The sequence below is a fragment of the Aeromonas sp. s12 genome, from assembly GCF_040907925.1.
Classification (GTDB): domain Bacteria; phylum Pseudomonadota; class Gammaproteobacteria; order Enterobacterales; family Aeromonadaceae; genus Aeromonas; species Aeromonas veronii.
In genome coordinates this window covers 263,939-287,030 of sequence record NZ_JBFOCT010000008.1, presented here as the reverse complement: position 1 = coordinate 287,030, position 23,092 = coordinate 263,939, and the positions used below count along the sequence as shown (strand labels likewise).

20 protein-coding genes and 1 tRNA gene are annotated in these 23,092 nt (G+C 58.9%); 20 read left to right on the top strand and 1 reads right to left on the bottom strand.

Annotated features, from left to right (window positions below):
* Positions 1–88: 88 nt before the first annotated feature.
* From AB5Y67_RS03565 to hypA, 19 genes are all read left to right on the top strand, one after another.
* Positions 89–1,063, top strand: a complete 975-nt coding sequence (locus AB5Y67_RS03565) for a hypothetical protein (RefSeq protein ID WP_199428150.1) — start codon at positions 89–91, stop codon at positions 1,061–1,063.
* A 64-nt stretch (positions 1,064–1,127) separates the two neighbouring features.
* On the top strand, positions 1,128–1,991 hold the full coding sequence (locus tag AB5Y67_RS03560; RefSeq protein WP_199428151.1) for a hypothetical protein: 864 nt from the start codon (positions 1,128–1,130) through the stop codon (positions 1,989–1,991).
* 564 nt (positions 1,992–2,555) lie between these two features.
* Positions 2,556–4,424 (top strand): low affinity potassium transporter Kup, encoded by a 1,869-nt coding sequence (gene kup / locus AB5Y67_RS03555; RefSeq protein ID WP_047435273.1) that lies wholly within the window; start codon positions 2,556–2,558, stop codon positions 4,422–4,424.
* 471 nt (positions 4,425–4,895) lie between these two features.
* Positions 4,896–5,561 carry a 4Fe-4S dicluster domain-containing protein gene (locus AB5Y67_RS03550; RefSeq protein WP_005333313.1) on the top strand — a complete coding sequence of 222 codons (666 nt, stop codon included), beginning with the start codon at positions 4,896–4,898 and terminating at the stop codon, positions 5,559–5,561.
* The gene (hyfB, locus tag AB5Y67_RS03545) at positions 5,561–7,432 is read left to right on the top strand and encodes a hydrogenase 4 subunit B (protein ID WP_071910391.1); all 1,872 of its coding nucleotides are present in this window, start codon (positions 5,561–5,563) and stop codon (positions 7,430–7,432) included. Before AB5Y67_RS03550 ends, hyfB begins: the two co-directional genes overlap by 1 nt.
* 1 nt (position 7,433) lies before the next feature.
* Positions 7,434–8,387: a respiratory chain complex I subunit 1 family protein gene (locus tag AB5Y67_RS03540; RefSeq protein ID WP_019446885.1), complete on the top strand. Its 954-nt coding sequence runs from the start codon at positions 7,434–7,436 to the stop codon at positions 8,385–8,387.
* An 80-nt stretch (positions 8,388–8,467) separates the two neighbouring features.
* The gene (locus AB5Y67_RS03535) at positions 8,468–10,186 is read left to right on the top strand and encodes an NADH-quinone oxidoreductase subunit C (RefSeq protein ID WP_368207573.1); all 1,719 of its coding nucleotides are present in this window, start codon (positions 8,468–8,470) and stop codon (positions 10,184–10,186) included.
* A gap of 9 nt (positions 10,187–10,195) precedes the next feature.
* On the top strand, positions 10,196–10,753 hold the full coding sequence (locus AB5Y67_RS03530) for a formate hydrogenlyase complex iron-sulfur subunit (protein ID WP_005345227.1): 558 nt from the start codon (positions 10,196–10,198) through the stop codon (positions 10,751–10,753).
* A complete protein-coding gene (locus tag AB5Y67_RS03525; RefSeq protein WP_199428153.1) occupies positions 10,753–11,568 on the top strand; it encodes an NADH-quinone oxidoreductase subunit B family protein in 816 nt (271 codons plus the stop codon). Before AB5Y67_RS03530 ends, AB5Y67_RS03525 begins: the two co-directional genes overlap by 1 nt.
* Entirely contained in the window at positions 11,561–11,974 is a 414-nt protein-coding gene (locus AB5Y67_RS03520) for a formate hydrogenlyase maturation HycH family protein (protein ID WP_021230219.1), read from the top strand. The genes AB5Y67_RS03525 and AB5Y67_RS03520 overlap by 8 nt, the downstream gene beginning before the upstream one ends.
* Complete coding sequence (gene hycI, locus AB5Y67_RS03515) at positions 11,974–12,465, top strand: hydrogenase maturation peptidase HycI (protein ID WP_064336151.1); 492 nt, start codon at positions 11,974–11,976, stop codon at positions 12,463–12,465. Before AB5Y67_RS03520 ends, hycI begins: the two co-directional genes overlap by 1 nt.
* 213 nt (positions 12,466–12,678) lie before the next feature.
* Positions 12,679–12,770, top strand: a tRNA-Sec gene (locus tag AB5Y67_RS03510).
* 315 nt (positions 12,771–13,085) lie between these two features.
* Entirely contained in the window at positions 13,086–14,564 is a 1,479-nt protein-coding gene (gene selA / locus AB5Y67_RS03505) for an L-seryl-tRNA(Sec) selenium transferase (RefSeq protein WP_199428154.1), read from the top strand.
* A 4-nt stretch (positions 14,565–14,568) separates the two neighbouring features.
* Entirely contained in the window at positions 14,569–16,452 is a 1,884-nt protein-coding gene (gene selB / locus AB5Y67_RS03500; RefSeq protein WP_199428155.1) for a selenocysteine-specific translation elongation factor, read from the top strand.
* Positions 16,449–18,887 (top strand): carbamoyltransferase HypF, encoded by a 2,439-nt coding sequence (hypF, locus tag AB5Y67_RS03495; RefSeq protein ID WP_199428156.1) that lies wholly within the window; start codon positions 16,449–16,451, stop codon positions 18,885–18,887. Before selB ends, hypF begins: the two co-directional genes overlap by 4 nt.
* A gap of 5 nt (positions 18,888–18,892) precedes the next feature.
* Positions 18,893–19,144 (top strand): HypC/HybG/HupF family hydrogenase formation chaperone, encoded by a 252-nt coding sequence (locus tag AB5Y67_RS03490; RefSeq protein WP_017784111.1) that lies wholly within the window; start codon positions 18,893–18,895, stop codon positions 19,142–19,144.
* Positions 19,138–20,250, top strand: coding sequence for a hydrogenase formation protein HypD (gene hypD, locus AB5Y67_RS03485; RefSeq protein ID WP_199428157.1), 1,113 nt, complete (start codon positions 19,138–19,140; stop codon positions 20,248–20,250). The genes AB5Y67_RS03490 and hypD overlap by 7 nt, the downstream gene beginning before the upstream one ends.
* Before the next feature lie 85 nt (positions 20,251–20,335).
* Positions 20,336–21,340: a hydrogenase expression/formation protein HypE gene (gene hypE / locus AB5Y67_RS03480; RefSeq protein ID WP_199428158.1), complete on the top strand. Its 1,005-nt coding sequence runs from the start codon at positions 20,336–20,338 to the stop codon at positions 21,338–21,340.
* A 69-nt stretch (positions 21,341–21,409) separates the two neighbouring features.
* Positions 21,410–21,751, top strand: a complete 342-nt coding sequence (gene hypA / locus AB5Y67_RS03475) for a hydrogenase maturation nickel metallochaperone HypA (RefSeq protein WP_150389191.1) — start codon at positions 21,410–21,412, stop codon at positions 21,749–21,751.
* On the opposite strand, the gene AB5Y67_RS03470 is transcribed toward hypA, so the two are convergent.
* A complete protein-coding gene (locus tag AB5Y67_RS03470; protein ID WP_223849311.1) occupies positions 21,729–22,109 on the bottom strand; it encodes a hypothetical protein in 381 nt (126 codons plus the stop codon). The two genes, hypA and AB5Y67_RS03470, sit on opposite strands and share 23 nt — an antisense overlap.
* Here AB5Y67_RS03470 and hypB point away from each other — a divergent pair.
* On the top strand, positions 21,990–22,826 hold the full coding sequence (gene hypB / locus AB5Y67_RS03465; RefSeq protein ID WP_199428180.1) for a hydrogenase nickel incorporation protein HypB: 837 nt from the start codon (positions 21,990–21,992) through the stop codon (positions 22,824–22,826). The two genes, AB5Y67_RS03470 and hypB, sit on opposite strands and share 120 nt — an antisense overlap.
* The last annotated feature ends 266 nt before the right edge of the window (positions 22,827–23,092 follow it).

Genomic DNA, 23,092 nt, shown 5'->3' with positions numbered 1-23,092 from the left:
CTTGGGATTATTTAATATAACTAGACATAGACACGTCACTAAAATAATTTCGCGAAAAAAACATTTTTAAAATTTTTAAGGATACAATATGTTCCTTTGGGATAAATTAATAAAAATAAAATCTTGGGCAATTGCAAACTTTTGGAATCTATTTAGTTGTATTGGTGTTATAGCTACACTTTATTTAGGTTTTTTCTACGTACCTGATTATGTTGAAGAGATCGGATTAAACAAACAAAAGTTAGTTCATCAAGAGTTAGTAGCTGATATACAAGAGCTTCTATTCTACAACCAGAAAATCAAGCTGGATGACATCCAAGAAATCATTAACGGAAAGGAATTATCATATTCCATTAAGTATAAATACACATCTAGAGAGCTGCTCAATCAAATTCAAGATGATTTTTTGAAAAACAAATTCATTCCATTGACTAAAAGAAATGAATTAATGTTAAACATAAATGAGCTTCGCTCTAAATATATAGAGCCAACTGAACGACCTGTATCAGAAAGTAATTACCTCAAGTTTATATCTTCGATTACAACTATTTTAACTGGACTTATCTCATTGTTAGCCATCGCAAGCATTATATCTAAGCGACAAGCGGACATTGAAACTGAGGTTGACATATCCTCATCCTTTAATATAAAGGATGAAATCGTAAATATTGAATCAAACTCAAATAATTATGCAGCGGCTTATGAATTTGAATCAATGGTTGGTGATGTTATAGATGAGCTTAATATAAATTTGACGGATAAATACAAAGCCCATAAAAATCATTATGATTTTTTAATAAAGATCCTTGACACTGAACACATAGTTGAGGTTAAAGCTTTTTCAAGATTATTGGGATTAGGTACAGCCAAGGAGTTTTTAAACACAGTGACTATGGAAGGTAAACCTGGAGTTTTAGTTGTTAAATCAGGATTAACCAAACGAGCCTTAGAGTTTATAGAAACTCATAATAACCTGACAGATAATAACAAAATACATTTGATAATTGGACAAACAAAGCAAGACATCAAGAAGTGCTTTCTCAATGTAATACAAAAGAAATAATAACCCCCGACTAATATGAAATACAATATATTACAGTTTACTTGATTAAACTTCAGGAGGATATGTGTCAACCGGCAAAGACTACGAAATTTTTGTTCAGCACCTACAACAAGCACTGTTAGACTCTGAGGAATATTTAAAACACAAAAACATTAAGATTGAGCGAAATAAGAAAATAGCAGACAACTTTGGAAACACTAGAGAATTTGATTTGCATTGGGAGTATGAATTAGCCGGTGTCACATATAAAACAATCATCGAGTGTAAAGATTATGCATCAAAAGTAACTATTGAAAAAATTGATGCTCTAATCGGTAAAATAAGGGACATCCCTGACTTAAAGCCCGTATTCGCAACTAAAGTTGGCTACCAAAGCGGGGCAGAAACTAAAGCGAAAAACAATAAAGTTGACTTGCTAATTGTAAGGGAGCAAAACGAGTCAGATTGGCAAAGCCAAGATGGTACTCCATTACTAAAGGTTATAGATATTGATATACAAACCCAATTGCCGGTTAGAATTGTAGCTTTTCGTCCTATAGTCGATGGCAATTGGGTCAAAGAAAATACAAAACTTGATGTGTCGAAACCATTTAATCTTCACCATTTAAACAACGAAATATTCATTAACGATTTATCAAAGAATGATAAATTTTCCATTTTCGATCTTGAAAATCGTCTGCGTGACGAATTTAGATTTCAGTATGGTCAACATACTCAAGATTATCCATGCAATAACACGTTCATTGAGACATCAGAATACAATCTCAAACTACATAGTTTAAGTTATGATTTTCTGGTGCCTAAACCATACTCTATGCCATTCACTATAGATTTTTCAAAAGAGTTAATAGGTGTTATTGAGTATCTACAGAAGGATATAAAGACTGCTATCTTTCGAGAAAGAATAGTAAAAAATTGGGGGGAGTAATTAATATTGTAATACAATTTTAGGAAGCTCAAGTAGTAACGTAGGGTGTAATAAGCGCAGCGCATTGCACCTCTTACCTCTTTTAATAATTGGTGCAATTCACTTCGTTCATTGCCCCCTACCTTTCCCCTCTGGCACATAACGACTCCATCGCGGCCCAACTGCATCCCCTTTGCCATCCTGCCAGCAATTAATTAGCGATTACTTTATCGTCTATTTATTATCCGTTTTGGAAAAAGATTCCAGCCAAACCGCTTCTCTAGATAAAACAAACAGTTGCCTGCATTGTCGCGGCCTATTTCAATCACCGGATAATTAATTCCCTTACTCAAATTGAACTTTTGATTATTTATAACTGAGCATAGACCCGCAGAGTGTGTGTCATTATAAGCTTAATGACAGATGAACAGACTGTGTTCCATGACAAGCAGATCACTATTCCGTTAGCGCCCTTTCCCATCGCAATCCATTTATTCTCTCCCGATTAAATATCACGACTCTGTTGGTAGGTCGGGCAGCTGTGCGTTGGCAAACGTGTAAACATCAAACTGACAAGATGAACTCATGAACTGTGATAAACAACAAGCCACTCCCGGCGTTATGCTGGCGGCGATTGGCGTAGTCTATGGCGATATCGGCACCAGCCCGCTCTATACCTTGCGCGAGTGCCTGTCAGGTCAATTCGGGTTCGGCGTCGAGCCGGCCTCCATTCTCGGCTTTCTCTCGCTGATCTTCTGGCTGCTGATCCTGGTGGTGTCGGTCAAGTACCTCTCCTTTGTGATGCGAGCCGACAACGCCGGCGAGGGTGGCATTCTCACCCTGATGTCGCTGGCGACCCGCAACGCCTCCACCCGCTGGACGCCGCTGCTGATCATCCTCGGCCTGATTGGCGGCAGCTTCTTCTATGGCGAGGTGGTGATCACTCCGGCGATGTCGGTGATGTCGGCCATCGAGGGTCTGAGCATTCTCACCCCCGCCCTCGACCCCTATATCGTCACCCTCTCGGTGCTGGTGCTGACCCTGCTGTTTGCCATCCAGAAACATGGCACCGCCATGGTGGGCAAGCTGTTTGCCCCCATCATGCTGATCTGGTTTATGACGCTGGCGGTGCTGGGGCTGCGCGGCATCATCCACAACCCCGAGGTGCTGGGTGCGCTCAACCCCGTCTGGGCTGTGCGCTTCTTTATCCAGTACCAAACCACCTCCTTCTTTGCCCTCGGCGCCGTGGTGCTGGCCATAACAGGGGTGGAGGCGCTCTACGCGGATATGGGCCACTTTGGCAAAAATCCCATTCGCCTCGCCTGGTTTATCGTGGTGCTGCCTTCGCTGGTGCTCAACTACTTCGGTCAGGGTGCGCTGCTGCTGAGCAATCCGGCGGCCATTGCCAACCCCTTCTTCCTGCTCGCGCCGAAATGGGCGCTGGTGCCGCTGCTGCTCTTGGCGACCATGGCGACGGTGATCGCCTCGCAGGCGGTGATCTCCGGGGTCTTTTCGCTGACCCGGCAGGCGGTGCGCCTCGGTTATCTCTCACCCATTCGCATCGTTCACACCTCCGAGCAGGAGTCCGGCCAGATCTATATTCCGGTCATCAACTGGATGCTCTATATCTCGGTGGTGATCGTCATCATGAGCTTCGAGCACTCCAGCAATCTGGCGGCGGCCTACGGCATCGCGGTGACCGGCACCATGGTGCTCACCTCCATCCTCTCCTGCTCGGTGGCCAAGAACAGCTGGCACTGGAACAAGTATCTGGTGGCCATCCTGTTTGCCGCGCTGCTCTGTATCGACGTGCCGCTGTTTGCCGCCAACCTCGCCAAGATCTTCTCCGGCGGCTGGCTGCCGCTCACTCTGGGCGCGGTGATGTTCACCGTGATGACCAGTTGGAAGAGCGAGCGTTTCCAGCTTATTCGCCGCCTGAACGAGCACGGCAACTCCCTTGAGCCGATGATCGCATCACTGGAGAAATCCCCGCCGACCCGGGTGGCCGGCACTGCGGTCTATATGTCGCGGGTGGTCAATGTGATCCCCCATGCGCTCCTGCATAACCTCAAGCACAACAAGGTGCTGCACGAGCGGATCATCCTGCTCACCCTGCGGGTGGAAGAGGTGCCTTACGTCCACAATGTTCGCCGGGTCTGCATCGAGCAGCTCTCCCCCACCTTCTGGCGGGTGGTGGCAAGCTACGGCTGGCGCGAGACCCCGAACGTGGAGGAGATCTTCCACCGCTGCAACGCCGAAGGGCTCAGCTGCCGGATGATGGAGACCTCGTTCTTTATGGCCCACGAGTCGCTCATCATGAAAGACCGCCCCTGGTATCTCTATCTGCGCGGCAAGCTCTTTATGCTGCTGCAGCGCAACGCCCTGCGCGCCCCGGATCAGTTCGAGATCCCGCCCAACCGGGTTATCGAGCTGGGATCCCAGGTGGATATCTGATGGCGGGTTGATGGCCTCTTAAAGGCATAGAAAACGCCAGCAAATAGAGAGGGAGGCATTGGCCTCCCTCTTCATTTTCGTTAACCCTAATTACCGCCCCCTCATCCCCGGCCCTTCTCCCGCAAGGGGAGAAGGGAGCAAACCACGGCGCCCCCACAGACATCCCACCGTAGGGTGCAACAAGCGCAGCGCCGTGCACCGCGAACATATGTCGGAGAGGTGCAATTCACTGCGTTCTTTGCACCCTACTCATGCTGCGTTTTCCAAGGTGACGAACCCTCTTGGGGGCTTCGTCACAAGTGACGAACGTCACAGTTCGACAGCCACATCAGCGCGTTCACTCAACTACGCGAGGATTTTTATTTATTTAAAAACAGCCACTTAAAACCAATTTCTCTGCAAAAACCATTCTGGCCCGTATCTTGCCAACCTGCCCCTACTTTCTCCGTTCGCGACACGACAAGGTAGGCTATGAACCGCTTCGTTATCGCTGACCCCAAGCTTTGTATCGGCTGTGGCACCTGTATGGCGGCCTGCAGCGAGGTACACAAGGCGCAAGGTTTGCAGCAAGCCCCCCGTTTAACCGTTATGCGACACGAGCAGGCGACCATGCCGGTTCAGTGCCGTCACTGTGACGATGCCCCCTGCATCAAGGTGTGCCCGGTCGAAGCAATTCGCCAAACCGGCGATTGCGTGCAACTCAACGAGTCGCTCTGCATCGGCTGCAATCTCTGCGCCGTGGCCTGCCCCTTTGGCGCTATCCAGAGCGGTGGCAGCCGTCCGGTGGCCGTGGCCACCAGTTACGACACCTATATCCCCTGCTCCATCCGCTCCAGCAACCCCTCCACCTCTGCCGGCCTGCGCTGCTTTGGCGAGGATCTGCTGAGCTGGGAGCCGGGGGTGCGCAGCATCGCGGTCAAGTGTGACCTGTGCGAGTTTCGCGCCGACGGCCCGGCCTGTGTCGGTGCCTGCCCCTCCCAGGCGCTGAAGCTGGTCAATGACGGCGACACCGAACGCGCCGCCCGTATCCGTCGCCAGCAAGCGGCCGACACCAACCCGCAAGGGGCCTCTGCCTTCTCGGCGCCCGCCACGGCGATCCCTGCCTCCGATTTATCCACCACAGAGGGAGTTCGCTGATGTTGTCCCCCCTTGTTATGGCCACGCTCCTGCTCTTTTTGCTGGGCGCTGCCGCCGGTTTGCTCCTGCAAAAGCTGCCCGCATTGGCCAACCGCCTCAACAGCGGTTTTGCCCTGCTGGGCTCGCTCGCGGGTCTGGTCGCCGCCATCCAGATCTTTGCCCAAGGCGCCCCCGTCGACGGCCAGCTCTGGCTGCTGGGCTCGGTTCATCTCGACATGCTGGCCGCGCTGATGCTGCTGGTGATTAGCACCGTCGGCGTCGCCGTCGCCCTCTACTCCTTTGCCTATATCCGCGAATATCAGGGCAAGGGGGATGTGGCCATCGGCGCGCTGATGAACCTCTTCCTCTTTGCCATGGTGGGCATGGTACTGGCCGACAATGCGCTCGGTTTCTTGCTCTGCTACGAGCTGGTGACCCTCACCACCTACTGGCTGGTCAAGACCAACCCCGAGGCCGCCAAACAGAGCCGCCTCTATCTGGTGATGAACCATATCGGCATGGCTCTGGTGCTGATCGCCTTCTGGCTGCTCTGCCGCGAAAGCGGCTCGCTGGAGTTCGCCGCGCTGCGCGAGCACCATCTGGCGGGCGCCCTGGCATCCCTGGTGTTTCTGCTCAGCTTCTGCGGCTTTGGCCTGCGCGCCGGTTTCGTGCCGCTGCACGGCTGGCTGCCGGTGGCCGAGCCCGTTGCCCCCTCCCATATCTCGGCGCTGATGTCCGGCGTGATGGTAAAGCTGGGTCTCTTTGGCATCTTGCGGGTCAGCATCGATTTTCTCGGCGCCAGCCAGCTCTGGTGGGGCTATGTGGTGCTGATCTTCGGCGCCTGCTCGGCAGTGCTCGGGGTGCTGTTTGCGCTGGCCGAGCATGACCTCAAGCGGCTGCTCGCCTACCACACGGTGGAGAACATCGGCATCATCCTGATGGGGATGGGGATCGGCATGATCGGCATCGCCAACCAGCAACCGGCACTGGTGGTGCTGGGGCTGCTCGGCGCCCTCTATCACCTGCTCAACCACGCCATCTTCAAGAGCCTGCTCTTTATGGGCACCGGCTCTGTGATGTTCCGTCTGCACACCCGTGACATGGACAAGATGGGGGGGCTGGCCAAGCTGATGCCCTGGACTGCGCTGGCGTTCCTGATCGGTGCCATGGCCATCTCGGCGCTGCCGCCGCTCAACGGCTTTGTCAGCGAGTGGTTTATCTACCAGTCGCTGCTCTCCATGACCAAACTCGGCACCTCTGTCGTCGCGCCGCTCGCGGTAGTAATGCTAGCGGTAACCGGCGCCATGGCGGTGATGTGTTTCGTCAAGGTGTACGGCATCTGCTTCTGCGGCGCACCGCGCAGCGAACACGCGAGCCACGCCCGCGAAGTGCCGGGCACCATGGTGGCAGGCACCCTGCTGCTGGCCGCGGTCTGTCTGGTGCTGGGTCTGGGCGCCCCCTGGATTGCCCCCCATATCGCCAGCTATGGCCAAGCCTTGGTTGCCAGCCAAATGAGTGTCGCCACCGGCGCCACCCTGCTGCCACTCGATAGCAGCCAGGCGATCCTCTCCCCACCCGTTATCGCCATCACCTTGCTGGGTCTGTTCCTCATCCCGTTGCTGGTACTGGCCATCTTCAAGGGGCCCAAGCTGGGTCGTCGTCACGCTGGCACCCCGTGGGCCTGTGGTTACGCCTATGAGGAGCGCATGAGCCTTACCTCCGGCGGTGTCACCCACACCTTGCGCCAACTCTGCGCGCCGCTCTATCGCAAGCAGCCGCAGCTCGATCTGGCCAGCGCCCTGCACGGGGTGAGCGATACCAGCGGGACGACCGGCTGGCTGCTGCACGGCATTGTGCTGGCGCTCTTTATCCTGATGGCTGTAGGAGTCTGATATGCCTGTTCTTGAAATGCCGAGCTGGGGCATGGTTGCCCTCGCCCTGACCCAGGCCATCGCCATGCTGGCGCTGGCGCCGCTCGCCACCGGTTTCAACCGGGTGCTGCGGGCCAAGATGCACTCCCGTCAGGGGCCGGGCCTGCTGCAGGATTACCGGGATATCGCCAAGCTACTGCGCCGTCAGGAGGTGACCCCGGAGCCTGCCGGCATCATCTTCAACCTGATGCCTGCGCTGCTCATCGCCGCCCTCTTGCTGGTAGGGATGGCACTGCCGACCCTGACTCACGAGTCCCCCTTCCCCATCGCCGGGGATCTCATCACCGATATCTATCTGTTCGCCATCTTCCGCTTCTTCTTCTCCCTCTCGGGGCTCGACAGCGGCAGCATGTTTGCAGGGATCGGCGCCCGCCGCGAACTGACCCTCGGCATTCTGGTGGAGCCCATTCTGGTGCTCGCCTGCTTCATCATGGCGATGATGGTGGGCAGCTCGGATCTGGGCAATATCAGCAGCTATGTAGCGACCCAGCCACTGGCCGCGCCGGTTGCCACCCTGCTGGCCGGCGCCGCCTGTGCCTTCGCGGTGTTTGTCGAGATGGGCAAGCTGCCCTTTGACTGCGCCGAAGCCGAGCAAGAGCTGCAGGAGGGGCCGCTCACCGAGTACTCCGGTGCGGGGCTGGCCCTGCTCAAGCTCTCCATCGGCCTCAAGCAGCTGGTGGTGGTGCAGCTCTTTCTGGTGATTTTCCTGCCCTTCGGCAAGGCGGCCAACTGGAGTCTGCCTGCGCTCATCGGCGCGGCGCTGATCCTCGCCTGCAAGCTGCTGGTGGCCTTTTTGCTGGCCGGCATCATCGAAAACGCCATGGCCCGCACCCAGTTCGTGCGCACCCACAAGCTCACCCGCTACGGGTTGGGGCTGGCCCTGCTGGCGCTGCTCGCCTATCTGGTCGGGATCTGAGCCATGCCCGCCAGCACAGCAACTTTTTCCGATTTCATCATTTGTGAATGCTCATTCCCGAACATTAAAGTGAGAACTGCATGACCATCGCCATTTCGGATCGCATCGGCTGCGACTACATCCAGCAGGTGCGAGCACAACTGCCCCACGCCATCATCGATGAGGAGTGGCAAACCGCCGATCAGGCCACCATTACCGTCAAGCCCACCAGTCTGGTCGAGACCGCCAGCCTGATCTTCCATCAGCTGGGGGGCTGGCTTCCGCTCTCCTTTGCCAATGACGAGCGCAGCCTCAACGGCCACTTCGCCGTCTACCACGTCTTCTCCATGGAAGGTGACACCAAGTGCTGGATCACCGTCAAGGTGCTGGTGGATGCCGATACCCAGGAGTACCCCTCCATCACCCCGACCATTCCGGCGGCGGTGTGGGGCGAGCGGGAGATCCGCGACATGTACGGCCTGCGCGCCATCGGTCTGCCGGACGAACGCCGTCTGGTGTTGCCGGACGACTGGCCGGAGGATATCCATCCACTGCGCAAGGACGCCATGGATTATCGCCAGCGCCCGATGCCCACCACCGACACCGAGACCTACCCCTTCGTCAACGAACTCGGCAGTGATGCCAACCGCATCGTGCCGGTCGGCCCGCTGCACATCACCTCGGATGAACCGGGCCACTTTCGTCTGTTCGTCGATGGGGAAGACATCATCGATGCCGACTACCGCCTCTTCTATGTCCATCGCGGCATGGAGAAGCTGGCGGAAACCCGCATGGGCTACAACGAAGTGGCGTTTCTGACCGACCGGGTCTGCGGCATCTGCGGCTTTACCCACAGCGTCGCCTACACCACCTCGGTAGAGAACGCCATGGGTATTCCGGTGCCGGAGCGGGCCAAGATGATCCGCGCCGTGCTGCTGGAGGTGGAGCGCCTGCACAGCCATATCCTCAACATCGGCCTGTCGAGCCACTTCACCGGTTTCGACACCGGCTTTATGCAGTTCTTCCGGGTGCGGGAGAAATCCATGACCCTGGCCGAGCTGCTCACCGGCGCCCGCAAGACCTACGGCCTCAACCTGATTGGCGGGGTACGCCGCGATATCTTCAAGGAAGATCGCATCAAGGGTGCCCAGCTGGTGCGGGAGCTCCGTGATGAGCTCAAACCCCTGGTGGCCATGCTGCTGGATACCGCCAACATCTCCTCCCGCCTCATCGGTATCGGCAAGCTCGAGCCGCAAATTGCCCGCGATTTCAGCTGCGTCGGCCCCATGGTGCGGGCGAGTGGCTTCAAGCGGGACGTGCGCCGGGTCCACGACTTTGCCGGCTACCGCGAGCTGCCGATGGAGATCCAGACCAAGGCGGGTTGCGATGTGCAATCCCGGGTGCTGGTGCGCATCCACGAGCTCTACGACTCCCTCGACATGATTGAGTTCGGCCTGGAGCACCTGCCGGAAGGGCCACTGCTCACCGAAGGCTTCACCTACCAGCCGGGCAAGTTTGCGCTGGGCTTTACCGAGTCGCCCCGCGGCGAAAACGTCCACTGGAGCATGACCGGGGATAACCAGAAGCTGTTCCGCTGGCGCTGCCGCGCCGCCACCTACGCCAACTGGCCCGCCCTGCGCTACATGCTGCGCGGCAATACCGTGGCGGATGCACCGCTCATCATCGGCAGTCTGGATCCCTGCTACTCCTGTACCGACCGGGTCACCCTGGTCGACCCCAGGAAGGGCAAATCCACCGTGGTCTCCTACAAGGAGATCGAGCGCTACGGCATCGATCGCAAAAACTCTCCGCTGAAATAAGGGGTCATCATGATCAAGCTGTTCAAGACCATCCTCAAGGCTGGCACCCCGACCGCCAAATACCCCTTCGCCCCTTACGAGGTGAACCGGGATTTTCGCGGCAAACCGAAATATCAGGCGGATCAGTGCATCGCCTGCGCCGCCTGCACCAAGGCCTGCCCGGCCAATGCGCTGGTGATGGAAGTGGACATGGAGACCGGCGAACGACGCTGGGAGATCTCCATGGCGCGCTGCATCTTCTGCGGCCGCTGCGAGGAGGTCTGCCCGACCCGCGCCATCGCCCTCTCCCCCGAGTTCGAGCTGGCGGTGACCAACAAGGCGGATCTCTATGAGGAGGCCCGCTTCGCGCTGGCCCCCTGCACCCTGTGCGGCACCTACTTTGCCCCGAGCAAGCTGGTGGCGCTGGTGGAGGATACCCTCAAGCAGGCGGGCACGCCGCTGGCCACCCCGGAGCGACTGCACCACTGCCCCGACTGCAAACGAAAACAGAGCATGCTGAGCCAGCCTGACTCGGCCCTGATCACACCGATAGCCACACCGATGGCCGCACAAAAGGAGTGGATGTGATGAGCAAGAGCAAAGGCATAGAACCGGTTGTCGGCCATGCCCATACCCGCGCCGTGCCGCTGGCACAGGATCCCGAGATCACCAAACTCAAGAAGACCCTGCTCAAGGACATTCGCCGCTCGGCCTATGTCTACCGGGTCGATTGCGGCGGCTGCAACGCCTGCGAAATCGAGATCTTCGCCACCATCACCCCGCTGTTCGATGCCGAGCGTTTCGGCATCAAGGTGGTCGCCTCCCCCCGCCACGCCGACATCCTGCTCTTTACCGGCGCGGTGACCCGGGCGATGCGGGTACCGGCCCTGCGCGCCTACGAGGCGGCGCCCGATCCCAAGATCTGCATCGCCTACGGCGCCTGCGGCTGTGACGGCGGCATCTTCCACGACCTCTACTGCGTCTGGGGCGGCACCGACAAGATCGTGCCGGTGGATGTCTATATCCCCGGCTGCCCCCCCACACCGGCGGCTACCATCTACGGCTTTGCGGTGGCGCTCGGTCTGCTTGAGCAGAAACTCAAAGCCACCAGTCACGAGGTGCAACCGGGTGAGCGGGTCGAGCTGCGCCACACCGGCATCCCCAATGAAATCCGGGTGATGATCGAACGCGAGGCGCGCCGCATGGCCGGTTATCGTCAGGGGCGGATCATCGCGGACGAATTCATGGCCCTGCTCGAAGGGGCGACCCAGCAGGATGTGGATCTGCGCATCCAGAGCTACCTCGATCAGCACGAGGATCCGCGCCTCTCGGAGATCGTCAACAACCTCGCAAACGCCTGCCTCAACCGGGCGGCCGGCAAGGGAGAGACCGTGCATGGCTGACGAGGTTTTCTTCTATCGCCTCTCGCGCAAGTTCGTCGACGAGCAGTTTGACGTGCCGGAAGAGGCAAAGGAGGTGATGTACTACAGCCTCGCCATCGGCCACCACCTCGGCATCGTCGATTGCCTGCGAGCAGACCTGGTCTGCTCGCTGATCGGTTATCGCGACTGGGTGGCCAAGCTGCCAGAGGGAAGTGAAGCGCGCCGCAAGATGGAGGGATTTCTCACCTTTGGCGAGATCACCATCTATCGCGAGCACTGCCATATGCTGGCCTGCGCCTTCGACCGACTGCGCAAAACCGACAATCTGCTCGATGAGCAGGAGCTGGGCTGGACCAACACCTTTATGGATCAGCTCACCGCCCTCTATAACGATCCCCATATGTACCTGATGGTAAGGAGCCGCTGATGGGCTGCAATCTCGTGTTGACCGTGGGCAATGCCATGATGGGGGACGACGGTGCCGGCCCCTATCTCGCCGACAAGCTGCAAGCCGCCCCCCTGCCCGGCTGGATCCATATCGATGGCGGCATCGCGCCGGAAAATGTGGTCTACAAGGTGCGGGAGTTGCAACCGGAGCGGGTGGTGCTGGTGGATGCCGCCGAGATCGGCGAGAAGGCGGGAACCCTGCAAGTGATCCCCCCCGAGACCATCGCCGAGATGTTTATCTTCTCGACCCACAATATGCCGCTCAATTTCCTGATCGACGAGCTCAAGACCTTTGTTCCCGAGGTGATCTTTGTCGGGGTACAACCGGCCATCGTGGCGTTCTCCTTCCCGATGACCGAGATGGTGAGCGAAGCGATGGATTATCTTTATCAGCATCTTGATGCCGCCAGGGATACCGGTCTGTTAATAGATAAACTGGATCAGTGGAATATTGCCAACGCCAACCGGTGATTATTTATCGAGTTGTTAACGACCGTTATTGAGCAACGGTTCCGGCAATGTGATCGAGGCCCGATGTTAAATTAAAAACATCGGGCTAATTGTGCTGAACTTGATATAAAACAAGGTTCTTTGATTTTTTCAAAAAATCGCTAACTCTCGCTTTTTTATGACAAAAAAAGCGTTGCCAGTCACAGAAATTTGCCACAAAATGGCGACCGTTATGGAAGTTGATGGGGTCTGGTGGCCTCCTCGGTCTTCAAAACCGATGTGAGCCGAGAAGGCTTTGGCAGGTTCGATTCCTGCCTCTTCCGCCAAATTTATCTATTGAACAAATACTCTCCCGCTGAATTTTTTCGGCTTGGATGTTATTTCCATTGTTTGTTCAATATGTTTGAAGTAATACCTTAAAAAAGGTGCTTTCCGCTTGCCAATATAATCCGAACTCAGGTTATCTCGCTGGCCAAAAATTAATTTATCAGCATCGATGCAGCATTAATTTATACCCGCTCATTAATGCACCAAGTTTGCACTCATCCGCAAATCGCCAGCAGTGCCATAACCCGTCAGCTCGGCCTCTCTATCGGCAAACCGGTGCGCATCCCGAACCCACGCACTGCACTGGTAATCCCATGCCGAACTCGTCTCACGCGTCAGCTATCCCCCACCGCCAGCCCGCATCAGGTACGGCTGCCGACGATTCACTGCCAGATTCACAGCAACAGCCCAGTCAGCAACCAACGCGCCGTTTGCCGCAAGTGGAACAGCTGCTGCAGCAACCTTTTCTCGCCGGGTTTATCGAGACGCTGAGCCGCCCGCTGGTGACTCAGGCGGTGCGCGATACCCTGAGCGAGCTGCGCCAGAGCGAAGATTTTCGCCAGCATGGCATCGCCCCCGGACAGATCGAGGCGCTGATTGCCAAGCGCTGCCGACAGCAGTTGCGCCAGCGTCAAACCCGGGTGATCAACGCCACCGGCACCCTGGTGCACACCAATTTGGGGCGTTCGCCGTTAAGTGCCGATCTGTGGGACGAGGTGCGTGACCTCAACACCGGTTACAACAATCTGGAGCTGGATCTCGCCACCGGCAAGCGCGGCGGGCGCAAGGGGTTGATCGCCCCCCTGCTCCGTTGCCTCACCCAGGCCGAGGACTCGCTGGTGGTCAACAACAACGCCGCTTCGCTCTTTTTGCTGCTGCAGGAGGTGGCCAAGGGACGCGAGGTGATCGTCTCGCGGGGCGAGCAGATCCAGATTGGCGGCGGCTTTCGCATCCCCGACATTCTGGCCCTCTCCGGCGCCAAACTGGTGGAGGTGGGCACCACCAATATCACTACCGCCAAAGATTACCTCGATACCATCACCGATCAGACCGCGCTGGTACTGATGGTGCACAGATCCAATTTCGCCATTCGCGGCTTTACCGAATCCCCCGATATCGGCGAGGTGGCCCGCGCCCTGCCCGAGCACGTGGTGCTGGCGGTGGATCAGGGCTCCGGCTTGACCAGCGAAGAGTTTGCGCCGGATGAAACCTCGGTACGCCAGTACATCAAGGCGGGGGCGGATCTGGTCTGCTACTCAGGTGACAAGCTCTTGGGTGGCCCGCAATCGGGCATCATCAGTGGCCGCAGTGACCTTATCAAGCGGCTGGAAAAGCACCCCATGATGCGCACCTTCCGCCCGAGCCGCATCGTCTACTCCCTGCTCGAACGCCTACTCATCCACAAGCTCAACAAGTCCCCCATCGGTGAAGGCATCGCCCAGCGCACCTTGAGCAACCCGGCCGCCATGCAGGCGAGAGCCCATCAGCTGATGGCCGCCCTGCCCGGCTGCTTTGTGCCGGTCCCCGCCCAGCTGGTGGTAGGCGGTGGCACCCTGCCGGACGAGTTCTACCCGGCACCTGCGCTGGAGTGCACCGACCCGCGACCGGCCCAGCAACTGCTCGATGCCCTGCGCGAACTGCCGGTGCCGGTCATCGCCACCGTGCGCCAGCAGAAGGTGCTGCTCAATATGGCGACCCTGCTGCCGGCGGAGATGGAGCTGTTGATCGCCCAACTCAGGGAGTTGCTGCTGCCCGCCCCGTTCAATGCAACAAATGCGACCGAGGAGCCCTGATCCCATGACCCCCTATCGCGCCGTTATCGGTCTTGCCGGCCACGTGGATCACGGCAAGACCCAGCTGATCAAGGCCCTCACCGGCATCACCACAGCCCGCGCCCACGAGCAGGCCATCGGCATGACCCAGGATCTCGGCTTTGCCCACTTTGACGACGGTCAGGGCAACACCATAGGCGTCATCGACGTGCCCGGCCACGAGCGCTATATCCGCAACATGGTGGCGGGGCTCTGGAGTCTGGATCTGGTGCTGCTGGTCATCGCCGCCGACGAGGGGTGGATGCCGATGACCGGCGATCACCTGCGCCTGCTCAAGGCGATGGGGGTGCCGCGCCTGCTGGTCTGCATCAACAAGTGCGATCTGGTCAGCTCCGACGAGCTTTTGCTGTTGGAAGAGAGCCTGCTGGAGCGGGTGATGGACGAGAGCGGCATGGTGCCCGATATCGTCAGCGTCAGCGCCAAAACCGGCGCCAATATGGCTGCTCTGCACGCCGCCATCGTCTGCCAGCTTGCCGAACTGCCAGCCTCACAAGCGGCTCGCGAGCAGGGCGCACCGCGCCTCTATGTTGATCGTGTCTTTACCGCCAATGGCACCGGCACAGTGCTCACCGGCACCTTGCAACAGGGCCGCCTCAAGGTGGGAGACAAGCTGCGCCTCTACCCCGCCGATCGGGAGGTGCAGGTACGCTCCCTGCAGGCCTATCACCAGAGCGTCGACGAGATCGGCGCCGTCTGTCGGGTGGCGGTGGCCCTCAAAAAAGTGCCCCACAAGGAGGTGGCCCGCGGCCATTGCCTCACCAGCGCCGCCGGTCAGTGCGAGGCGGCAACCCACCTTATCGTGCGGCTCTGCGAGGTCGGCGGCAGCATTCGGGAGCAGCGCAACCGCGAGGTCGAAGTGGCCCTTGGCAGCTGGCATGGCCGAGCCCGTTTTGTACCGATCAAGGACTCCCGGCTTGCGCGGCTGATCTTTACCAACCCCATCCCCTGCTTCTTCGGTCAGCCGCTTGCCATCATTCGCCACGGCAGCAGCGAACTGCTGCACGGCGCCCGCATCGTCTGGTGCGGCGACATCCATCCCGCCAAACGCAAGGCGCTGCACGCCCTGTTGGGTGAGCTGCCAGATGAGCTGGAGCACTACAACCCGGCCACCCTGCAACTGGGGCTCAATGGCTATGTGCTGGCCAGCCGCTTTGACCAGCAGCCCGAACAGGTCACCCCCCTCGGTGAATGGCTGCTGGACAACTGCTGGCTGGCCCAAAGCCGCGACCAGCTGCTCGCTACGCTGGCCAGCGAACCGCTGAGTGCCGCCGAGCTGGCAACCCGCTTTGGCATCGCCCTGCCGGTCACTCAGGCCCTGCTCCAGCAGCTCAAGAGCGAGCAGCTTGTTCGCCTGCACCATGACAAGTGGCAACCGGGCAGCGGCGAGTCGGAAGATGATCTGGGGGAAGAGGCGCAGCTGGTGCTCAAGGTGGTGCGAGATCAAGGCAAGGAGGGTTACGAGCCCGGTAAACTGGGCCCCGGCGGCGTGGAGCTGGATCCCTTTATCACCCGCAAGCTGCCCGCGGCCCTGCAGCAGGGCTTGCAGCAAAAAGGCGCGTTGCAAAAGCAGCTGCGCAATCTGGCACGACTCAAGTATCTGGTGCAGCTCGATGGCCCCATCTACTACGACGCCGCCCTTTACAACCAGATGGTCGCCGCCGTGCTGGCGGGCCAGCAGGTGGGAGATCTGATCGACATGGCATCCCTCAAGGAGATCACCGGCTTGTCGCGTAAATACGCCATTCCGTTCTGCCTGCGCATGGAGATGGATGGCTGGGTGCGGCGCGAGGAGAACGAGCGCCGGGTGCTGCGTCTGCCAGTCACTCAAGATGAGATGGAGCCGGCATGAGCGCCACCATCGCCCCCTCTGGCTCTGCCAATCCTGTGGCCAACCGGCTGCGCCGCGAATTTCATATCGACGGCATCGTACAGGGGGTCGGCTTTCGCCCCTTCGTCTATGGGTTGGCGCTGCGCCACGGCCTTGCCGGTTATGTGTTGAACGATGCCAACGGCGTCACTATTGGCGCCGAAGGATCGCCCGAGCAGCTGGCCAGCTTTGCCCGCGAACTGCGGGAACTGGCGCCGCCACTTAGCCGCATCGATCACTTCAGCGAGCGGGAACTGCCCCTCGCTCATGATCCCGACTTCGATGGCCAATTTCATAGCCAGTTTCGAATTAAAGCCAGCCAGCAGCAGAGCGCCGCCACGGTCGCCATCTCGCCGGATCAGGGGATGTGCGAGGCGTGCGCCACGGACGTGGCCAACCCTTCGGATCGCCACCATCACTACCCCTTTACCAACTGCACCCACTGCGGCCCGCGCTACACCATCATCCGCCGCCTCCCCTATGACAGACCCCATACCGCCATGGCGGGCTTTGCCATGTGCCCGCGCTGTGCGGCGGCCTATGAAAACCCGCTGGACAGACGCTACCACGCCCAGCCGGTGAGCTGCCCCGAGTGCGGGCCGCATCTGACCTGGCGCAGCGGCCTCGGCGATGCCCTGGCCGAGCGCGAGGATGCCCTGCAGGCCGCCGCCCGAGCCCTGCAAGCGGGAGCACTGATCGCAGTCAAGGGGATGGGGGGGTATCACCTGATATGTGATGCCCGCAATGAACAGAGTGTGTCTAGATTGCGAACACTCAAGCGGCGCGCGCGCAAGCCGCTGGCGGTGATGATAGGCTCCCTTGCCGAGGCCAAACTGCATGTCACCGGCTGCGAGGCAGAGTGGACGCTGCTCGCCTCTCAGGCCAGACCCATTACTCTGCTGCGCAAGCGCAAAAATGATGATCGGCACTCAGAATCTGGACCGTCAGCCGCGCCGCTGGCCGAGGGGATAGCCCCCGGCATCGCCTATCTCGGGGTCATGCTCCCCTACACCCCGCTGCACCAATTGCTGCTGGACGCCTGCGCCATGCCGCTGGTGGCCACCAGTGCCAATGGTCGCGGCAGCCCGATCCTTATCAAGTGCGAGGCGGTGGTCAGGGAACTCGGCCGCGAGATTGACGGCATCCTGGATCACAACCGCCCCATCCTGCACCCGTGCGACGACAGTCTGGTGCAGTGGGCAGGCGGGCGGCGCCAGACGTTGCGCCTCGCCCGGGGCTATGCCCCCTGCACTCCCAGTCTGAAAGAGGCTGTCAAGGTGCCGCTATTGGCGGTCGGGGCGCAGCAGAAGAACCAGCTGGCGCTCGCCTTCGGCCGCCAGCGCATCTACAGCCCCTATATCGGCGATCTGCACAGCCTGCCGATGCAGGAGCACTTCGAGCAGACCCTGGCCACCTTTCGCGAACTCTACGATCTCAACCCCGAAGTGCTGGTCTCGGATCGCCACCCCGGCTACCTCAGCCACCAGTGGGCCAAGGGCTATTGCCGCGATCACAATGCGACCCACCTCGAGGTACAGCACCATCACGCCCACCTGCTGGGGGTGATGGCCGAGCACGACATCACGGGCCCGGTGCTGGGTGTTGCCTTCGATGGCACAGGCCTTGGCGATGACGGCACCCTCTGGGGGGGCGAGCTGCTGCTCGCAGACGTTCAGGGCTTTACTCGCGTTGCCCACCTCAAACCCTTCAAGCTGATCGGCGGCGAGGCGGCCATTCGCGAGCCGGTACGTCAGTTGCTGGGGCTGCTGTTTGAATCGCACAGTCCTGAGGCGATCAGCGCCCTCGATATTCCGTTGATCAACAAACTGCCTATAGAGCGGATCAGCAACCTGCACCAGCTCTGGCATCTTGGCCGCAACGCCCCTTACACCAGCTCCATCGGTCGGCTGTTCGATGCGGTGGCGGAGCTCTTGGGGGTGATCGATACCCCAGATTACGAGGGCGAATCCGGGCTCCTGCTGGAGGCAGCCGCCTTGCAGCTCACCCCAGATGAACAGCCCTTCCCCCTCGCCTTTGATCTCAGCCAATCAGCAGAGGGGCCAATGCAGATCGAGTGGGCCGAGCTCATCAATACCCTTGTCAGCGAGCGGCGCAAAGGCACCTCAACCGCCAGCCTGGCCGCCGGTTTTATCCGCGCCATCAGCAATCTGGTCATCGCCCTTGCCGAGCGCTTCCCCGGCTATCCGGTAGTACTCGGGGGCGGCGTCTTTCAAAACCGGGTGCTGATGGACCAGCTGGTGCCCGCGCTCGAAGCCGCCGGACGGCAGGTATTGACCAGCGAAACCCTGCCGCTCAATGACGGTGGCATCGCCGCCGGTCAGCTCTGGTTTGCCATCCACCATCTTGCCACGCACCAGCCTGCCACAGCCGGTTGTGCCACCTTGTCGGAGTCCTGAAATCCATGTGTCTATCCATCCCCTCTCAGGTGGTGCAACTGCACCCCGAAGATAACTGCGTCACCGTCGACACCCTGGGGGTGCAGCGGCGCGTCAGCTGCATGCTGCTCGAAGAGCCCCTCCAGGTGGGCGACTATGTGCTGCTCCATATCGGCTTTGTGATGAGCAAGATTGACGAAGAGGAGGCGCAGGCCAGCCTCGAGAGCTTCCGCCAGATGGTGGCCCTGATGCCAGAGCAGGATATTTTGCCATGCTGACCTTGAATGATCTCTTTCAGGGCTTTCGTCAGCCCGAGGTGATCCGCGCCCTCGCCGCCCAGATCACCGAACTGGCCAAATTACTCCCCGAACCGCTGCGGGTGATGGAGGTGTGTGGCGGCCATACCCACACCATCATGAAATACGGCCTGCACCAGCTGCTGCCCGCCAGCATCGAGTTCGTTCACGGCCCCGGCTGCCCGGTCTGCATCATGCCAAAAGAGCGCATCGATCAGGCCATCGAGCTGGCTAGCCAGCCCAGCGTCATTCTGGTCACCCTGGGGGACATGATCCGGGTGCCGGGCTCCAAGAGCACGCTGGCCCAGCAGCGCGCCAAGGGGAGCGATATCCGCCCGGTCTATGACCCCCTCGATGCCCTGCGCATCGCCCGTGAGAACCCGGACAAAACCGTGGTCTTCTTCGCCATCGGTTTCGAGACCTCTACCCCCATGACGGCCGCCTTGCTGGCTGCCGCTGAAGAGCAAGGGGTCGAGAATCTACTGTTTCATATCAACCATGTGCTGGTGCCCCCCGCCATTCATGCGGTGATGGCCGACGGAATGGCCAAGGTGAACGCCTTTATCGGCCCCTCCCACGTCAGCGTCATCACCGGCGCCGATATCTACCTGCCCATCGTCGATCGCTATCAGGTGCCGGTGGTGGTGAGTGGCTTCGAACCAGTGGATGTGATGGAGGCACTCTTGATGATGGTGCGCCAGAAGGTGGAGGGTCGCTACGCGCTGGAGGTGCAGTACAGCCGCGCCGTCACTGCCAGTGGCAATAAAGCCGCCCAGCGGCTGGTCGAGCGCTTTTTCGAGACCCGCGAGCACTTTCGCTGGCGAGGTCTGGGGGATATCAACGCCTCCGCCCTGCGCCTGCGCGATGCGTTTGCCAAGCGCGATGCAGAGCGTGTCTTTGCGCTCAATCAGACTCCCATCGATGACCACAAGGCGTGCCAGTGCGCCGATATCCTGCGCGGCCTGGCCAAACCAAACCAGTGCAAAGTCTTTGGCCGGGGCTGCACCCCGACCCAGCCCATGGGCAGCTGCATGGTCAGCTCCGAAGGGGCCTGCAATGCCTACTACCGATATATGGGGATCCAATGAGAGAAATTCAGTTAAGCCACGGCGGTCGGGTGATGAGTGGGGATGAATCTGTCTGCTTCGGCAACCTTGTGGAGATCCAATCACGATGAGAGAAATCCAACTTAGCCACGGCGGCGGCGGCGTGGAGATGAACCAGCTGATCAACCAGCTCTTCTTTCGCCACTTTGGTAACGAGATCCTGTTGCGCGGTGAAGATGCCGCTCTGTTGCCGGTAGAGGGCCCCGTTGCCTTCACCACCGACAGCTTTACCGTCTCGCCGCTCTTCTTCGAGGGGGGGGATATTGGCAAGCTGGCCATCGCCGGTACGGTCAACGATCTCGCCATGATGGGGGCCAAGCCCGAGTATCTTAGCTGCAGCTTTATCATCGAGGAGGGCTTCCCCTACGCCGATCTGGCCCGCATCGTCGAGTCGATGGCCGCGGAGCTTGCCAACAGCGGTGCCCGCATTGTCTGCGGCGACACCAAGGTGGTGCCCAAGGGCGCCGCCGACAAGATCTTTATCAACACCAGCGGGGTCGGCACCTTCCCGCTGCCTGAGCAGAGCCGGGGCATCTCGGTACGCAACCTCAAGGCCGGTGACGCCATCCTGGTGTCGCGGGATATCGGCAGCCACGGCGCCTGCATCCTGATGGCCCGTGATGCCCTGCAACTGGGCTCCGATCTCAAGAGCGACTGCACCACCCTCTGGCCACAGGTCGAAGCGCTGCTAAAAGCGGGTATTACCCCTCACGCCCTGCGCGACGCCACCCGCGGTGGCCTTGCCGCCGTGCTCAACGAGTGGAGCAGCGCCTCCGGCGTTGCCATCGAGCTGGAGGAGTCCGCCATTCCGGTGTGCGATCCGGTGCGCGGCCTCTGCGAGCTCTACGGTTTCGAGCCCCATGATCTCGCCAATGAAGGAACCATGGTGCTGGCCCTGCCTGCCGAACAGGCACAGGACGCGCTGGGCATCTTGCAGCAATTCAACCCAGCAGCCAGCCAGATCGGCGTGGTGCAGGCGAGCGATCGCCACAAGGTGATCCTCAACAACCCCTGGGGCAGCCGCCGTTATCTGGAGCTGCCGCAAGGGGAGCTGCTGCCGCGGATCTGTTGAGCAACCATGCCGTTCCGTCAATTACAGGGGGGAGTCACTGCTCCTCCCCATATCGGTTAAGGAGCCACCATGCACGAAATGTCTCTGGCCATGGCCGCCATCGATCTGGCGGCCGAACAGGCCACCCAGCGAGGCTTTAACAAGGTGACCGCCCTCTGGCTCGAGGTCGGCAGCTTCTCCTGCGTCGACCCGGACACCATTGCCTTCTGTTTTGAGGCGGCCGCCAAGGGCACCGCCGTCGAAGGGGCCCAGCTGCACTTTCAGCATCAGGCGGCAGAGGCCTGGTGTTACGACTGCAACCAGACAGTAACCCTCACCGAGCGCGGGCAGGCCTGTCCCGAGTGTGACGGATACAAATTACGAGTCGCGCAGGGTGATAGCCTGCGCATCACCGACATCGAGGTAAGTTGATATGTGTAGCGTATGCGGATGTGGCCAGGCTCGGATTGCCGGCCATGAGCACGATCATGAGCATCATCACGAACATGAACATCACCATGAACATGGTCATGAGCACGACCATCATCATGCTCATGACGCCCATCACCATCATGACCACGAGCAGAGTGCGCCGCGCACCCTGATCATTCACCACCACTACCACCATCAGGGAGATGTCCATCACCACTACCACGGGGTGCGGGCTCCCGTGAGCCATGAGGGTCATGATCAGCCCCATGAGCACCACCATGATCATGCCCACTCTCATGACCACGACCATTCCCACGCGCATCCCCATGATCACAGCCACAACCACGACCATGACCATGACCATGACCATCAGCAGGGTGATCTGCACTATGGCAAAGGGGAAGCGGGACTGTCGGTGCCCGGCATGGGGCAGCGTCAGCTGATCGCCATCGAGATGGATGTGCTGGCCAAGAACAATGCGCTGGCCGCCCACAACCGCGAGCACTTCACAGCTGCCGACCAGCTGGTGCTCAATCTGGTCTCTAGCCCGGGTTCAGGCAAAACCACCCTGCTGTGCGAAACCTTGCGCCAGCTGGCCAACAAGCGCCCCTGCGCTGTAATCGAAGGGGATCAGCAGACCAGTGCCGATGCGGATCGCATCCGTGCCACCGGCGTTCCTGCCGTGCAGATCAACACCGGCAAGGGCTGCCATCTGGATGCTAAAATGGTTCACGACGCCTGCCACCAGCTGCCCGCCAATGAAGGGGGCATCCTCTTTATCGAGAACGTGGGCAATCTGGTCTGCCCCGCCAGCTTCGATCTCGGCGAGAAGTACAAGGTGGCGATCCTCTCGGTCACCGAGGGGGAAGAGAAGCCGCTGAAATACCCGGATATGTTTGCCGCCGCCCAGCTAATGGTAATCAACAAGATCGATCTGCTGCCCTACGTCAGTTTTGACGTGGCCCGCTGCATCGAGAACGCCAAACGGGTCAACCCCTATATTCAGGTGATCCAGGTCAGCGCCACCACAGGCGAAGGGATGGATGCCTGGCTTAACTGGCTGGCCACTGCCTAAACATAAACCGGTTAAACACCGTTGCTAACGGTGGATAACACAAAGAGGGAGGCTGATGCCTCCCTCACTTTATCTGCGCGCTTTGCCAACGGTTCTCTCTGTACAGAATGGCCAGCGTTTTATACTCGCATCCCCTCACCCTGGCCCTCTCCCCAGGGAGAGGGAACCGGTTTGTGGATGCCGACAGCATGCTGCAACTATACGACTCCCTCAAACGCCTCAGGGGCGGCTTCGAGCATAACAACCAGCCATATTTTCAAACCCCG